Source organism: Bartonella sp. AP7XZML (genome assembly GCF_042195745.1).
Taxonomy (GTDB): Bacteria; Pseudomonadota; Alphaproteobacteria; order Rhizobiales; family Rhizobiaceae; genus Bartonella.
This window is the reverse complement of sequence record NZ_JBHIOT010000053.1, coordinates 1-15,947: the sequence shown is the minus strand read 5'-3', so window position 1 is coordinate 15,947 and position 15,947 is coordinate 1. Positions and strand designations below refer to the sequence as shown.

Sequence of the window (15,947 nt, the reverse complement as noted above, 5' to 3'; positions counted from 1 at the left end):
GTTTTCTACACTTTATAAAGATAATATCTCGCCGCAATATTTTTTAACATATTCAACTGTTGATTTACTAATCTTTTAAAAACTAAAATAATTTAAGATTAAAGAGATACTTTTATACATTATCGGATATATTTAATTGTTTTTAAACCTAAATAACTCGCAGTCAATTTACCAATAGAAGATTGAACACTATAGCTCGCCACAACAGCATTACGCTCTGCCATTGCAAGCGCAATCTGAGCATTAATCAATAGAGTACGAGAATTTAAAACATCCAGCGTCGTTGCTTGCCCTACGCGATTTTCTTGAACACGACCTTTCAGAGCAATTTCAGCAGCACGAACACTTTCACGGTAAGCAACCACAGATGAGCGTGCGCCCTCCAACTGAAACCAAGCAGAAGTCAGTGCTTGTCGCGTATTACTATGCGCCAAATCGAGTTGAAGCTGCGCCTGTCCAAGCTGTTCCCTTGATTGGCGAATTTGCGCAGACGTACGCCCTCCTTCAAAGATTGGGACACTTACTGACAACCCTATCGATTTAGAAACGCCATCTTCTCCAATCCCGCTGTAGATTCGATTATAAGATGCAGTTGCAGAAAAATCAACTTTAGGGAGCAATGCCCCTTCTTTCGCCTTTACATTATAAACACTCGCATCGACTAAATATTTAGCATAAAGGATTGCTGGATGCATCACAACGCTCATTTGGTAAGCCATATCAAGGTTGACGGGAAAATCTTTGGCTAGAGGTGGGCGTTTTAACTTTTCAGGATCAGAACCAATAACTTGTCGATACACTGCCTCTGCTGCTTTTACATCAGAACGAGCAATACTCAGCTCTGAAACCGCCACGGAACGTGCAGCTTGAGCTTGAGCAAGATCAACATGCCCTCCTTCACCCACATCAAATTTTGCTTTATTTGAACGAACTTGTTCCTCAAGAGCTGCCAAATTTTCTCTCCGAAGATCGGCAACACGACGTGCGTGATAGACATTAGCATAAGCGGTCACCGCCTCCAGAAACGTATTTTGTTCAACATTACGAAGATATTCACGCTGGGCCTGCAACTTAACTTGAGCTGAAGAAAAGATATTTTGCGTGATAAAACCATCAAATAATCTTTGATTTAATCTCACTCCTATAGATCCAGAAGTGACATAAGGACCTGTAAAAGACTTATTGCGCCCATAGTTCCCAACCCCCTCAACTTGTGGCAATAGCCCCGATCGCGCAATGACAACATCATCACTGGATATACGCACAGCTGCACGTTCACTATTCAACTTAGCATTATATTTATAAGCCTTAGAAAAGGCATCCATCAATGTTTCAGCACAAACAGTCTCTGATAGTAAAACACTCAACACCAGCAATAAACACGCCTGAAACTTCTTGTTTACTCTAAACATAATACACACAATAACAAACCCCAAATAAATTACAAAATTATCTTTTATTCACAAAACAAACAAGCACTAAAACACAAAACCAGGTGTTTTGAAAAAACAAGGAAGAGGCTTTACAGCGAGATTAAAAGCACGACGAGCCGAGATGATCCCATCTTCTTTTATATAGATTTGTGCAACAGCAGCATTTCCATACCCTTCAACCACCACAAGACGTCCACAGTCTTTCATTTGATCAAAGATACCTTGAGGAATAAAATCAACAGATCCCTCAATGAAAATCACGTCATAAGGTCCCTCAACAGCATATCCTTGCTCTAATGGACCATGAACGACAACCACATTATCACATTGATTACGTTCTAAAGCTTCAAGAGCACATTCAAAGAGAGATTTATTACTTTCCAGCGCAATCACAGACCCTGCAAGTTTTGCAAGCAACGCTGCACAATAACCACTATTTGCACCAATATCTAAAACAACATCTGATGATTTTAAAGCGGCAAGCTGTAGTAATTTCGCTAGAGATGCAGGTTTCATCAAATAGCGTGCAGGAACCCCATCTTGCTCTGGACATAGAACAATATCGGTATCAAGATAACTTAACACTTTCATATCTTCCGATACAAAATCTTCACGAGACACCGTTAAAAAAGCTTCAAGAACTGATAAATCCGTTACATCGACTGTACGAATTTGATTGTCAACCATTTTGCGACGAAGCTCAGCAAAATCTGCAACCATAACGAATATTTTCTCCTAACCTACAAAAAACAAACAAAACAGCGATAATAAGGGATAAAGATCTCTTAAACTATGGGCGTTACAAAAAAGGATGCTACAGTCAACAATTAGATTTTAACTGTATAATCTCTCATACAAAAGTGTCTTCACAAGAATAGAGGGAAATAATCTATTTTCCTATACCTCATCTCCCTTAAAAGCCGTTTCGTTTAAAATCGGCTGGAGGCCTCGCCCGGAATCGAACCGGGATACAAGGATTTGCAGTCCTCTGCGTAACCATTCCGCCACGAGGCCTCGTCAACAAACATAAAGGTTTCAATAAGGGAAGGCAACGCATCCGTCAAGGTGTAGAAATCTTCTCTCGCCTTTTTTCCTCTTATTACACAATTTATCATATTTTTTTAAAAAAAGTAATTTTATCCTTTGCAAATCAGTATTGCTTTGCTATAGCCTTTTCAATGAGATGATTGGGCACCGTTCCCCGGTAGCTCAGCGGTAGAGCAACCGGCTGTTAACCGGTTGGTCGCTGGTTCGAATCCGGCCCGGGGAGCCACTTTTCTTTTATTCCACGTAGTTTATTGTTTTTTCTAAAGTTTTTAGACATGAGGGATTCGTTAATAAAAGTAATGGAATAGGATTTTTGCAATAAAGTAGAAACGCAATATCCTCCGTGTAGCTTGCCAGCAGGTTTTGTATAATTTGCCACTAGGTTTTGTACCAATTTATTTTTTCTCAAAGAGTTTTAAAGATGTTCTCAAAGGATCTTCAAAGACCTTTCAAAGGGTATTTAAAGCTCTCTTTAACGCATTTTTCTGCTCCTATTTTTCCAGATCACTAAAGCGTGTAAAATCGGATTGAAAGGCAAGGGGAACGATTCCTGTCGGACCATGGCGTTGTTTTGCTATAATAACCTCGGCTTTACCCTTGGCTTGCTCCATTGCCTCTTGCCACTTGCTATACTCAGCAGTGCCTTCTTTGGGTTCTTCATTTTTGAGATAGTATTCTTCACGATAAACAAACAGAACAATGTCGGCATCTTGCTCGATTGAACCAGATTCACGTAAATCGGATAATTGTGGACGTTTATCTGTTCTATTTTCAACTTGACGCGAAAGTTGAGAGAGAGCAATGATGGGAATATTGAGTTCTTTTGCAAGTGCTTTTAATCCGGTGGTAATGGCTGTAATTTCTTGAACGCGGTTTTCTAATGAACGCTTTGAACCACTTGTCATGAGTTGGATATAATCAATAATCAAGACATCTAGACCATGTTGTCGTTTCAGACGCCTTGCACGGGCGGACAATTGTGCAAGGGATACACCACCCGTTTGATCAATATAAAGAGGGATTGTTTGTAAGGAACGCATTGCGTGAATAATTTTTGCAAATTGCTCTTCTGAGATATTACCACGGCGCATATCAGAAGAAGAAACCTTTATTTGCTCTGAGATAATACGAGTTGCAAGCTGTTCAGTTGACATCTCAAGTGAGAAGAAACCTACAATGCCCCCTTCATTGGCTTGGCTGTTATCATGACGCTTGCAAGCATTGGCAATATTAAAAGCAATATTAGTCGCCAGAGAGGTTTTCCCCATAGCAGGGCGCCCCGCAAGGATAATTAAATCAGATGCTTGTAACCCTCCCATTTTCTCATCAAGGGTTTTGATATGGGTAGCTATCCCTGAAAGCCTTTATAAGAGGACACTGCAATTATTTGCACATTATAAATTACGATTTCTTTCATCAGAGATGAATTATTAAGCTCCATCAGCAATGAATCGGTCTCATATATTTTTTTCCAAAGAAAGAATGATTTGTACTCAATAAAGGAATTAAACTTAAAAACCTGCTCATGAAGCAATCATTTTGAAAAATGAAAGAAACAACAATCAAGGTCATATATTATCTCCATACACCCCACATAACCTCCTCCCCATCCTAAAAGCAAAAAAACATAAAACAAGTCTGTAAACACTCCGACGTCTTATCTAACAGGTTATTTCTCCTGCTAACCACTTCAACTTATTTCTCCTGCTAACCACTTCAACGCTTTACAAACAACCTTGCCTTGTTCACCACACTGTCATAAAACATTTAATACATAAAATCTTATAGGTTTTATATCCCCCAAATACTTTATATCCCCCAAATAATAGTTTTACAGTAAAAACCAAGATAACGAGCTAAATTGTTAAGAATCCTGAGAAAGCCTTCAGAAATCATGATATTCTCGCTATTGTATTATGCAGTCACATGCTTTTTTAAAGAGATATCTCTTAAATCCGCCAAGACTCTTTCACAATGACACCCGTAAATGGTATAAAATGAAATCGATTGATCAGCCCCATCTTTATTTATAATAAAAGCCATACCATCGTACTATTTTCCAACTCTCAATCTCAGCAATCCCCCATTGCCTTGGAAAGAGTTTATAAAAATTATTTTATTTATTTTTCAAATGATTATCTATATGACAACTTCACACATCACGTGCAAGCGAATACTTTTGATTGATCCGCATAAATAACTTAAAAATGAAAAAAATACGATATAATGAATTATTAAATTATAAAACAATGCGTTATTATTAGACATCAATTTTTAAAATTAAAAGTTATCATTAAAGATAAAACACATCCTTTATAAAAATAGTTTTATATAAATAAAATCTACTTTTATTCCCATTAAAAAAATAGGAATAAAGCAAATAAATAATTTCCTCTACAATAAAGATTTTTAATAAATCCAAAAAGTTAGAAGTTTTCATTTCTAAAAAATGAAAACCTCTAAAGGATCTTCTTACTTTGACAAGAGTATTTTATAGCTCTTTTCAATTGAGAATAAATCAACAAAAGTAAAAAATCTCCAGTACATGATCTTTTTTCAAGACTTTATCTAAGCAGCCCTCTTAACTGATTTTCGAAAACGAAGAGGCTTTGCACGCTTTACTACTGTTTTTGCTTTTTTATGCCTCTCATTTTGAGGTGAAGAATTCTTCCGCTGCAACTGTGCGGTATCATCTTTTCGACCTAAAAACTGTTTTTGACGTTTAGATTTTTTAAAACGGCGTTCCTTATCGTTTTCTTTTTCTTTACTTTCTCGTACAATTGGCTTTTCTGGAAACGCTGCAAATTGTTCTGGAACAGCCTCAGCCACCAATTTCATACGAATCAAGCGCTCTATAGCACGCAAGCGGGACCTTTCTACCTTCTCATCAAAAAGCGTAAGTGCTACACCAGATGCACCATTACGTCCTGTACGACCAATACGATGTACATAACTTTCAGCTTCATCTGGTAAGTCGTAATTAATAACGTGGCTTATCCCTGGTATATCAATACCGCGTGCAGCAATATCTGTTGCAACTAGGATCTGCACAGATCTTTCACGAAAAGCTTTTAAAGCAGACTGGCGAGCACCTTGTGATTTATTTCCATGAATTGTTGCGACTAAATATCCTACCTTTTCTAAACTACGTGTGACAGCATCTGCCCCATGTTTCGTTCGAGTAAAAACAATAACCGAATCAAAAGCTGGATTTGTCAAAAGTTTACTTAAAACATTCTTTTTTTCATTCGTAGGAACACAATATAATTTTTGGCAAATCTCTACAGCCGTAGTACCTTGAGGAACAACTTCAATTTTAACCGGATCATTGAGTAAACATTTTGCAAGCACAGCAATTTCCCTCGGCATTGTTGCAGAAAAGAGTGCTGTCTGACGCTCTTGATGCAAAAGCTTTGCAATTTGCTTAACATCATGAATAAACCCCATATCCAACATACGATCTGCTTCATCCAAAATCAAAAAACGAGATTGGGAAAGATCAACACACTTTTCACGAACAAGATCTCTCAAACGCCCTGGAGTCGCTATCAAAACATCCACACCTGCTTCCATACGTTTAATTTGTTTTAAACGTGATACGCCCCCAAAAATAAGACATGTTGAAAGATGTGCTCCTTTCGCCGTAGTGCGAATCGTTTCATCAATCTGCACAGCAAGTTCACGCGTTGGAGCTAAAATCAAAGCGCGTGCAGTTTTAGGGCAGCGTTTATCACCCAAAGCCAAAATCTGACTTAAAATAGGTAAACCAAATGCCAAGGTTTTTCCAGAGCCTGTCTGAGCAACACCTAAAATATCGTGTCCTTTCAACATCACTGGAATAGCTTGTTCTTGTATAGGTTTAGGTTTACTCATCCCAGCAATGAGTAAATTTTTAATCAAAAGAGTAGGTAAACCTAACTTTGTAAAAACATTTTCTTCTTTTATAGGCAAAATAAAATCTTTCCTTAGCTGAAGAACTCAAAAGAAGTAACCATCTGAACTCTCCACTCAAGAATCCGCGCAAGAGAAATCCCTGACATTTTAAATGAAGCAACGCCTAAAAAGCGGCTTGCGCAACTTATGAACACCTTGAAATCAAGATAAAGGCGTATAAACTTCACTTTACAAAAAGCCAACAAACCAGCCTAAATGCCTTCACCTCTATTATCTTTGGATTATGATAAAAAAGCAAGAACTTTACGAAATACATTTATCATGAATAAAACAATATTTAGATCGTTTACTTTTTGATGATTGTGTCCATCGGTAAATGTACCTTGATAAAATCAGGATAAATCTCGAGAAAAACTGGATTTTGTAAAGTTTTTTGACCGCCATAAATTAAATACCATTGGTTTTTATCAAAAATCGCCAAAGTTTTATATTGAATGATGCGATCTTTCATCTCAAGAACTGTTGGAATTAAAGCATACAAAGTACCGTTATCAGTTTGTAAATACTCTATATTTTCTTTATCTAAATAATAAGCACCAGAAGGCAACCCCTCAAATTTCTTATGCAACTGTTGAAGAAAATCACTACGTAAAGCACTCTCTGTTGTATTCAATCGATGTGCCATCTCTTTATAAAGCCGCTCAGGCATATAACGAGAAATAGGCATAAAATCCCCATTTTTTATAGCATTATTGACATCAACAACGACTCTTGAAAGTTCATCTTTTTGTACTATTGTTGGCTGAGATGCTAAACTCTGTTGATTAACAATCAAAAAGAAAAATAGACTCAGCACCGAATAAAAAATAGGTTTCATCATTATACTTCTTGTTTTAGTAAAATTTCAGTTTCTCAAATAACAAAATCAAATAACGTTTGATCATCAGTAATATCACGATAACGCCAACCTAACGCTTGAAATTTTTCCTCTAAAAGACGAAAATTACCGTATTTTTTTGTTTCAATCGCAACCAATACAGAACCAAAGTTTCTCGCTGACTTTTTAAGATATTCAAAACGTACGATATCATCATCTGGTGATAATGTGGAAAGAAAATGACGCAATGCACCAGGATGTTGCGGAAAACTAAAAATAAAATATTTTCTCAACCCTTGGAAACGTAAAGAACGCTCTTTAATTTCTGGCAAACGCTCAAAATCAAAATTACCTCCTGAAATAACGAGAAGAATTTTTTTCCCCTTTAACTCTTGAGGAGGAATACTGTTAAGCGCATCAATCGATAAAGCACCAGCCGGTTCCAGAACCACACCTTCAACATTAAGCATTTCAACCATCGTAGAACAAACGCGGTTTTCAGGAACCGTAATGACAGAATCAGGGGGAAATTGCTTTAGAATTGTATAGTTTAGAGCACCAATTTCAGCCACAGCAGCACCATCTACAAAAGTGTCAATGCTTTCAAGCTTGACGCGTTTTCCACTCTCCAAACAAGCAAGCAAACTTGCAGCTCTTTGTGGCTCAACAAAACGAAGCTTTGTTTTCCAACCATATTCATGTAAAAACTTGCTCACTCCACTTGCCAAACCACCACCCCCTACCGGCACAATCATCAAATCTGGCTCACTTTCTCCATTGAGTTTTTTCCATTGTAAAGCAGCTTCACAAAGCACTGTTGCCTGCCCTGTAATAATGCGAATATCATCGAAAGGTGGAGCCATTACACCACCGCTCTCTACAACAAAGGATTGCGCAGCTTCATAACATTGATCAAATGTTTCACCAACCAAACGAATATCAATGAATTCTTTACCAAAAATACGTGTTTTTTCAATTTTTTGTTGTGGCGTTGTCATAGGCATGAAAATCACGCCTTTACGTTTAAAATAACGACAAACAAAAGAAACCCCTTGCGCGTGATTCCCCGCTGAAGCACAAACAAATGCAGAATCTGGTGATATACAGCTAAGCATTTCTGAAACAAAATTGAAAGCACCACGAATCTTATAAGACCGCACCGGTGTTAAATCTTCACGCTTTAAATAAATTTCTGCATCATACTTTTGACTAAGAAAATCATTTCTTTGAAGTGGTGTTTCAGCAAACACGTGATGCAATCCCACCATAGCTTTTGTGACGTCTTGAATAAATTGACTCATAACACTAATCATTTCATACTTTATTTACATTATAAAAGCTTTTTCTATCGATAAAGGAAACTATTGTCAGTCAAAATTTCACTAAAAAATGAAAAATGTTTCTTTTGTCATTAATTCTTGATTCAATAAAAGATATAGCTTATGAGAGAACTCACATCGCGGACGTGATGAAAACGGTAAACATAGCAGACTTAAAATCTGCCGGTCGAAGACCTTGCGGGTTCAAGTCCCGCCGTCCGCACCAGATTATCTTAATCTCTCTTATTTTCCAATGATTTATTAAAAATCAAAAAAAATTAAAGCACCTTCTAAACCACCTTTCGTAACTTTATTATAACGCTATAAGACGGCACCGCGGTGGTACTAAAATACGAATCATTGCTGCTTTTTGAGGTACCTTTTTAGCACTTTGACCTCCTCCTCGTCTTTATAGGATGGAGAGGCAATCAATATTGCTAATTTGGGATTGGCTTATACTCTTCATGACTCTTGTAAAACGACGCAAAAGCTCAGAAAAGAGATAGATGCAAAAGACAAAATAATAGATAAAGAAGCTGAAATAATACGTGCACAAAAAGATGTGATTCAAAAACAAGAAGAGTTAATTCGAAAATCAACTGCTTCTAAGATTATTTTTCCTCGAATGGCAGTAAAAAATTGGCCCAAAAGTAGTTTCAAGTACTTTCTCACGACCATTTTTTCAAGACAAGAAATCACAACACGCTCTGTCATAGCGCACATATAAATACGCAACAGCCTTCATGGGGGAAGATGATTATCAATACACAAACCGTTCTCTGCCTTGATCTAGATCTAAGACAGGCTGGGCGATTTCTCGTGTAGACAGCAGTATAACAAGTGGCACTTGTCAATTTTGAATTTTTTCGTTTTAAAGGCGATAGTATGCGCTATTTGCGTTTTCAGCAATGGCTTACAAAAATGAAGATCACAACAGATAAAGTCAATGCCTCACAAGAAGAGATGATTAAGACGGTGTGTGCAAAAGAATACAATCCAAAAGATGACAACGAAGCAAATGCTTTAGCAATTTTATATTTAGTTAAAGAAGGGAATGCGCATGTCTAATGCAATGCCATGGATAAGATTCCTTTTGAATGACTGGAACAGTGAGATAGATGGAATGACATGAGAACAAAGGGGCATTTATATAACGCTTTTCATTCGCATGTATGACAAAAAAGCACCAATTAAAACAGATTTTGAAATGCTTGCCCGCGCTTGCAATTGCTCGCAAAAAAGTTTGTAACTATTGTCGAATATCTCATGAAGAATGATAAACATATTGAGAAAGATAATGGTTTGTCGAATACGCGCGTTGAAGAAGAGCTAAAAGATTTTACTGATAAAAAAGTGCACATATCGCAAATTCATAGTGAGGCTGGAAAAAAGGTGTACAATAAAAAACGCTATAAAAAACATTTTAATGATTTTTCTGAAGCAAACGCTAAGCAAAATCAAGCTATAAAGAACCAGAATAAGAATATATATAAACTAAAACTATCATTTTAGCAAAAAACTGCTTCTGAAAATTTAGAAACAAACGAACAGGTTGACGAACCAACATAGGTTGCTGCTGTTGAGACCACATCAGAGCAAATCGAAACGGGTGTAGAAAACCAACCTTCCATTCACGAGCAAGAGAACATTACGAAAAAAGCTAAACGGGTTAGAAATGACAGTGGCTGTCGTACCCCTGATGATTTCGAACCTGTTTATGATTTCGCAATCGAAGAGGGATTGCCTCCAGAGCGTGTCAAAGCCGAAATGGCAAAATTTCGAGATTATTGGAAAGCTAGAACAGGCAAAGATGCACGCAAAACGGATTGGAAAGCAATGTGGCGCAACTGGGTGCAAAAAGCTATCGAGGATTTAGAGAACGGAAAAAACTATGGAAAATCACTCTTAAAGGCAAAAAAGTGTAGATGAACGCATCTCAGACAGCATCCTTGATATCGGGCCTCGAGGTCACTTTGAAACACATTCACGAGATGATAGCTCCGGAGTTTCCTTTAGTTTTGAAAAGTGGCAAGCATTGACACAACAGCAGGAAGCGATTGCCTTAGAAGCGTGTGATCAACTTCACGAATTGTTTTCAATAAAAGTGAGTAAAGAGGACATAGCCAAGGCAATTCGGATGCTTTCGTGTGGTTTAAAAAATTTCGCAACAGGCAGATCATGAAGGTATAGCGCTTACCTATGGAATGTTTTTGGAAAGTGTTTCTGCGTGGTCACTCATAAAAACGGTTAAACGGGGATTTTATGCGATGAGGTAGAAGATTTATCGGATACGTTTTTTCCAAGCACTCGTGAGTTAGTAAGATTATGTCGTGATTTGGAAAATAGTCTTTTGACAAAAGCCAATCTTGTACGCAAGGCTGTTTTGAACACCCGTGAAAAAAGGCTGAAAGAAAAGGCAATGAGAGAGAATTCAAGACCACTCACGTTGGTTGAAAAGCAAGTGAAAAACATTGCAGGTTAGCAAACTAGTGAAAATTGCTGATCGTTTTGTGATTGGATGTGCATTTAAATCGACAAAATGGCACCGTACAGAGTGATTTAAAGATTTTATGATAAAAAACCTATCATATAAAACGCTCTGTACGGTCAAATTTGAGGCAAATAGACAAATTTGTAAAATTAGGATTAAAGTATGTTCATTTTAAAACATCTATTCTTAAAAAACCGTAAACAACCCATGCGAAAGAGGTTTGTTGCAACGGCAGTGGGTATGCCCCATGGGGGATGGGACAGAGGAGTATTTTTACAACCTCTACGAATACGAAGACGGCACAAGAGAGTGTGAAAAGTTTTATGGTGGTCAGTATTACAAAACACCTAAGAATGCGGATTTTAGTACCAAAGCGCAAGTAAAAGCATGGGTTTACGGTGGTGATATTCCGAAAAGCATTCTCAATTACGAACCTCTTATAGACGAGATCAACAGAGAGATAAAAAAATTATCGAAAACCGCAAGAAATAAATATGTTTACAGATAAGCAGCTAAGAGCCTTGTTTGGTATTATAACTTTTATATTTTTATGTTTTTCAGAAATTAAAAAAATATTGACTTTATTCAGAGTATATTGCGTATTGCTCTAAATGCGCTTCTTAAACATTTACACAAAAGCATAAAAAGCTATTGAATCATGGGCTTTATGTTATATTTTTATATAATATTAGAGGGCGTTTTATGCACAACAAAATTACGTAAAGTTGGAGGATCCGTTATGCTCTCTATACCGCCTGCATTGTTTGATGTTCTTCATCTTACTGAAAATATGCAAGTGGGTTTGGCTATTGATAATGGACAATTGGTTGTGAAATCACAAATATCGCAAAATTACACTCTTGAAGAATTGTTAGCCGAATGTAATCCTTCGGACGATTTTGCGGATAAAGATGTAGAGTGGTTTGATGCTAAGCTTATTGGCAGAGAGCTCTTGTAATGAAGCGGGGTAAAATTTGGTTTGTATCGCTTGACCCAACCTCTGTCTATGAGAAAAAGGAACGCGTCCTGTACTGATTGTGTCACCGGAGGCGTTTAATCGTTTAACAAAAACACCCATTGTTTTGCCCATTACGAGTGGAGGAAATTTTGCTAGAATAGCAGGCTTTGCTGTTTCATTGGTGGGAACAGGGCTGCATACAACAGGTGTGATACGCTGTGACCAACCGCGTGCTTTAGATATAGTAGCGCGTAATGGAAAAAGAATGGAAACTATTCCATATATAATTATGGATGAAGTCTTAGCAAGGTTATCAACATTTCTTACTTGAATTTTTTCTACACTTTTAAATGTTTAAAAACACCAACTTTAGGTAAAAAGTAAAAAAGCATAAGATCATGATTTTTTTCTGCTGACAATCANTTTTTTTTTTGCAAAAGCGTGTAATTGCATATGATCCGAAAACTATTAATGAAAATCAAAAGGCGGCAGGCAAACAAAACGCTATAGTTAAGAGGGATATAACTATCATTGATATTATATACATGGCATCTAATATTTCTGGACCTGTCATTGTCTTTCCCTCCTATAATAATTTCACAATAATTTATAAAATCTAAAATGTTTTAGAAAAATCTATATATTCTATTTTAAAATAAAAAATATAGATTTTTTTGTTGACATGGTGTAAAAAATAGTATTGAATGATGGCGCTGTATTATTCGTGTTGTGTCTAAAATTCAGTAAAATGTGAACTTGAAACGTGGCTAAAAAGCTCTGTTTTCTTGTTATCTCTGGCTAATCAATTTTTCACAGAATAAAAATCAATAATTGACTAATGATGTCATTAATTATGACTCAAAAGGAGCAATGATGAAAACTGTCACCACTAAGCCAATGTGTGTTGTTGGCGACAATAAAAGCACTGTTCGCTTTGAACCATTACCCCCCAATAATCCATTTGTTGAAGTTTCTAATCAGGTCTACGCACGTCTCAAGCGCGCCAATGCTCAAAACCTTTTGTTGACGTCAAAACAACAGCAAAACCTGAAAAGACAGTTGAACAAATTAAGCAGATAGAACAAGAAGTAGCACAAACATCATCTGAACCAATGACTGAAGAAACCTTACTCGAAAAACCAAAAGCATCTAAGGTCTCTCAATCATCAACACCTACTCTTAAAAAGGCTTAGACGTTGAAGTTAATCATCTACCCAAAATGGTATCTTCAACAGGTGAAGGATACCTTCACCAGTCTTCAAGCACCACGCCTTAATTGGGCTGTGCGTAATGCTCTAAACACCGCAGCAAAACAGTCGAACGCTTTACTGAAAAGCAAATTGCCGATGTTACATCTGCCCAATCAAAGCATGTTAAGCAAGGTATTTATATTAAAGAAAAGGCGACAGCAAGATTTCTTGAGACAGATATCATTGGTTCTGGAACACCAATACTTCTTAAATTTTTTAAAGCAAAAGAACAAAACGCAGCGTGGCTTACAAAATGTTTGTAAAAAAACAAATCTTGCCCATGTTTTTATCAAGGATGGGAGTTTTCCAAAGCGTGTTGAATTAAAAAAGCTGAATGGTAATGTTTTTCAAAGAGCGGATGGAGATCAATTCCCCATTGCAAAACAAGAGGAACCCTCAATTGCTAGGGTGATGTCAAAGCCAGAGATTACAAGTGCTATTGTAAAAAAAGCCAATGAGAGATTAATCGCCAATATACAGTACCAACTCGCTCGTCAAGAATACGCTGCTAATAAGAAAGGCTAGATTATATTCTTAAACTTTATCTATATATTCCATATCCTTATGAGTTTATGCATTACACACTTTGATTGCAATTTTAAAAACAGATTATCACTTATGCTTTGTTTTTTCATAAAAAAGTCAATAAAATCAATGTAAAAGGTACTTCCCAGCGGGTTGGCTTCGTTGCGGGACAGGCTAGTGCGAACTATCGCTAGCGACAGAATTTTCAATTTGACTGTACACTGTACACTTAACTCATTGATAAATAACAATTTCAATATGTACACTGTACAGTATGTGAAACGTTTTCTTAGCAAAAAGTAATTTTTATTACTGGACAATTCTAGTAATAGGTATTTTCAAATCAGGTGCCTCAAAAACACCTTAAAACAACTAGCGGATTAGTTGCCGTGTTTCTTAGCGACCAGCACTCTTTTAGAATGTCATTAAGGAACGTCTAACATCTAAGAATTCTTTATGAATACCATTATTAAAATTACTGAATTATGTGGCAAAAGGCATGACAATATTATGCGTGACATCAAGAAAACGCTTGAAGAACTTAACGCCCTCAAATTTGAGGAGGTTGATTTTGGTGGGCACTACCTTGATAACATAAGGTGAAAGCCGCCCTTGTTATAACCCGCCAAAGCGTGAATGCTTAATTCTTGTTTCTAGTTACAGCACTGCCTTACGAGCAAAGATAATTAACCGTTGGAAAGAGTTGGAAAGACAAGTAGCTATTCCATAAATTGATTACTCCAAACCCGAAGTATTACTTGGCGCCTTAAATCATCACAAAATCAAATTGAGCAGAAAGACCATGTTATTTCAGAATTAGCACCAAAAGCAAAAGCTTTAGAAGGCTTAAAACGCTCTGATGGTTTGTTTGGTTTGTTTGGTTTGTTTGAAACCGTGAAGATGTTGGAGATAAGACCAAAGGATTTAATAGATTACTTGCGTAAAAATGATTGGGTGTATCGACGTGCTCCAAGTGGTCCATTGTTACCTTAATCAGGATAAAATCAACAAAGGATTCATGGACTGTTCTGCCATCACCATTCAAAAACCGGATGGAACAGAAAAGGTGCTGCCTTCAACAAAAATCACACCTAAAGGATTGGCGGCATGTTTGAGAGAACAAATCCACGAAGGTGTGCAATGAAGGTAGGTTCTAACTTCTTATGCGATTTATGAATGGCATTATCTCAATTTTCTAGACATGAAAATATGAGTGATAAGATTGTACTGCTCATGGTTGACACCATGAGTTTAGTAGAAAAAACTTTGTTTTTAAAACTTCAAGATGAAGTGCCAATCCTTCTTTCGATATCTTTCTCATATGACGCTCCATAACAAAAGCCCCACATAAGTGAGGTTGGATAAAATGATGTTCTAATCAATCTCGCACTAATTATAATAAAGTGGCTCGCTACATCCACGGGCGCCTATTTTTCATCTTCTACATAACGAGAAAGCGCAAAGTTCCGCACAAGATGATCATTGTTAGAGCCACCAGTCCAACCGCCTCCTCCCAACATAACATTTATGTCTACACGTAAACTGCTTCCTTGCTCCCCTGTATGCCATTTCGTCACTGGATAACAACCAGACAAATATTGCCAAACATAACCGCAACCATCCTCACAACCGATATGCGAAATCATCCGTCTATTGTTTGTATCAACGTGTCCTCCAGACGTCTTAAAAGAAGGCGCTTGATTGCCGACAATACTGGTTGCTTGATTACTTCCATACATGCTTGGCGAAAACTCATCACTCGTCAAAAATCTCTTATACTAACAGACCAAAAATCAAATGCATGATCCGCATAGCTACGATTGCTCGTAATCGGAACACCATATGCCGACTTTGCATTTTCACCTGTCCCTGATTGAAGATAAATATCAACCCAAATATTATGCCACAGATTGTAAACCATCCCTTCTGGACTACTACGTGGGCGGTGATTTAAACACCAAACAGAATTGGGCAAAACATCCCCCGCTTGATAAGCCGATACAAGATATTGATTTATAATGATAATCTAGCTCTGTTCATATTGAATTAGACGCCCGAATAACGTAGGATTCTCTCATTTCAAATCTGTTTATCTTGTATTAATCAAAACCACTCATTTGCACATAACAAGTGGGATGAATGTGTGGATCAAA

At 37.1% G+C, this 15,947-nt stretch carries 12 protein-coding genes, 3 tRNA genes and 7 pseudogenes; 13 read left to right on the top strand and 9 right to left on the bottom strand.

Features of this window, described 5'->3' with window-relative positions; translation table 11 throughout:
* Window positions 1-119: 119 nt before the first annotated feature.
* The 3 genes from ACFILT_RS03940 to ACFILT_RS03930 all read right to left on the bottom strand — a co-directional run bounded on the left by ACFILT_RS03940 (window position 120) and on the right by ACFILT_RS03930 (window position 2,447).
* On the bottom strand, window positions 120-1,412 hold the full coding sequence (locus ACFILT_RS03940) for a TolC family outer membrane protein (protein ID WP_375679626.1): 1,293 nt from the start codon (window positions 1,410-1,412) through the stop codon (window positions 120-122).
* Between the two features lie 66 nt (window positions 1,413-1,478).
* The gene (locus ACFILT_RS03935; RefSeq protein WP_375678912.1) at window positions 1,479-2,153 is read right to left on the bottom strand and encodes a protein-L-isoaspartate O-methyltransferase; all 675 of its coding nucleotides are present in this window, start codon (window positions 2,151-2,153) and stop codon (window positions 1,479-1,481) included.
* 220 nt (window positions 2,154-2,373) lie between these two features.
* A tRNA-Cys gene (locus ACFILT_RS03930) sits at window positions 2,374-2,447 on the bottom strand.
* Between the two features lie 184 nt (window positions 2,448-2,631).
* Here ACFILT_RS03930 and ACFILT_RS03925 point away from each other — a divergent pair.
* A tRNA-Asn gene (locus ACFILT_RS03925) sits at window positions 2,632-2,706 on the top strand.
* Between the two features lie 265 nt (window positions 2,707-2,971).
* Here ACFILT_RS03925 and dnaB read toward each other — a convergent pair.
* The 4 genes and pseudogenes from dnaB to ilvA form a co-directional block, all read right to left on the bottom strand.
* A pseudogene (dnaB, locus tag ACFILT_RS03920) lies at window positions 2,972-3,844 on the bottom strand (replicative DNA helicase); the annotation flags it as partial.
* A gap of 1,204 nt (window positions 3,845-5,048) precedes the next feature.
* Window positions 5,049-6,431, bottom strand: coding sequence for a DEAD/DEAH box helicase (locus ACFILT_RS03915; RefSeq protein ID WP_375679625.1), 1,383 nt, complete (start codon window positions 6,429-6,431; stop codon window positions 5,049-5,051).
* A 289-nt stretch (window positions 6,432-6,720) separates the two neighbouring features.
* Entirely contained in the window at window positions 6,721-7,251 is a 531-nt protein-coding gene (locus ACFILT_RS03910; protein WP_375607472.1) for a hypothetical protein, read from the bottom strand.
* Window positions 7,252-7,286: 35 nt separating this feature from the next.
* A complete protein-coding gene (gene ilvA / locus ACFILT_RS03905) occupies window positions 7,287-8,564 on the bottom strand; it encodes a threonine ammonia-lyase IlvA (protein ID WP_375678909.1) in 1,278 nt (425 codons plus the stop codon).
* A 146-nt stretch (window positions 8,565-8,710) separates the two neighbouring features.
* Between ilvA and ACFILT_RS03900 the strand changes: the two genes are divergently transcribed.
* The 12 genes and pseudogenes from ACFILT_RS03900 to ACFILT_RS03845 all read left to right on the top strand — a co-directional run.
* A tRNA-Leu gene (locus ACFILT_RS03900) sits at window positions 8,711-8,796 on the top strand.
* 222 nt (window positions 8,797-9,018) lie between these two features.
* Complete coding sequence (locus ACFILT_RS03895) at window positions 9,019-9,297, top strand: hypothetical protein (protein ID WP_375679624.1); 279 nt, start codon at window positions 9,019-9,021, stop codon at window positions 9,295-9,297.
* A 26-nt stretch (window positions 9,298-9,323) separates the two neighbouring features.
* Window positions 9,324-9,638, top strand: a pseudogene (locus tag ACFILT_RS03890) (hypothetical protein).
* A gap of 198 nt (window positions 9,639-9,836) precedes the next feature.
* Complete coding sequence (locus ACFILT_RS03885; protein ID WP_375678908.1) at window positions 9,837-10,082, top strand: hypothetical protein; 246 nt, start codon at window positions 9,837-9,839, stop codon at window positions 10,080-10,082.
* Between the two features lie 228 nt (window positions 10,083-10,310).
* A complete protein-coding gene (locus ACFILT_RS03880) occupies window positions 10,311-10,499 on the top strand; it encodes a hypothetical protein (protein WP_375678907.1) in 189 nt (62 codons plus the stop codon).
* 724 nt (window positions 10,500-11,223) lie between these two features.
* Window positions 11,224-11,569: pseudogene (locus tag ACFILT_RS03875) on the top strand (hypothetical protein).
* A 231-nt stretch (window positions 11,570-11,800) separates the two neighbouring features.
* Entirely contained in the window at window positions 11,801-12,019 is a 219-nt protein-coding gene (locus tag ACFILT_RS03870) for an antitoxin (protein ID WP_375678906.1), read from the top strand.
* Window positions 12,019-12,350, top strand: a pseudogene (locus ACFILT_RS03865) (type II toxin-antitoxin system PemK/MazF family toxin). The gene ACFILT_RS03870 and the pseudogene ACFILT_RS03865 overlap by 1 nt, the downstream one beginning before the upstream one ends.
* 542 nt (window positions 12,351-12,892) lie before the next feature.
* Window positions 12,893-13,212, top strand: a pseudogene (locus tag ACFILT_RS03860) (hypothetical protein).
* 3 nt (window positions 13,213-13,215) lie between these two features.
* Window positions 13,216-13,794: pseudogene (locus ACFILT_RS03855) on the top strand (hypothetical protein).
* 456 nt (window positions 13,795-14,250) lie between these two features.
* On the top strand, window positions 14,251-14,397 hold the full coding sequence (locus ACFILT_RS03850; protein ID WP_375679623.1) for a hypothetical protein: 147 nt from the start codon (window positions 14,251-14,253) through the stop codon (window positions 14,395-14,397).
* A 127-nt stretch (window positions 14,398-14,524) separates the two neighbouring features.
* Window positions 14,525-14,938 (top strand): annotated as a pseudogene (locus tag ACFILT_RS03845) (phage antirepressor KilAC domain-containing protein); the annotation flags it as partial.
* A gap of 283 nt (window positions 14,939-15,221) precedes the next feature.
* Here ACFILT_RS03845 and ACFILT_RS03840 read toward each other — a convergent pair.
* Window positions 15,222-15,533 carry a hypothetical protein gene (locus ACFILT_RS03840; RefSeq protein WP_375679622.1) on the bottom strand — a complete coding sequence of 104 codons (312 nt, stop codon included), beginning with the start codon at window positions 15,531-15,533 and terminating at the stop codon, window positions 15,222-15,224.
* Window positions 15,534-15,556: 23 nt separating this feature from the next.
* Window positions 15,557-15,769, bottom strand: coding sequence for a hypothetical protein (locus tag ACFILT_RS03835; protein ID WP_375679621.1), 213 nt, complete (start codon window positions 15,767-15,769; stop codon window positions 15,557-15,559).
* Between the last annotated feature and the right edge of the window lie 178 nt (window positions 15,770-15,947).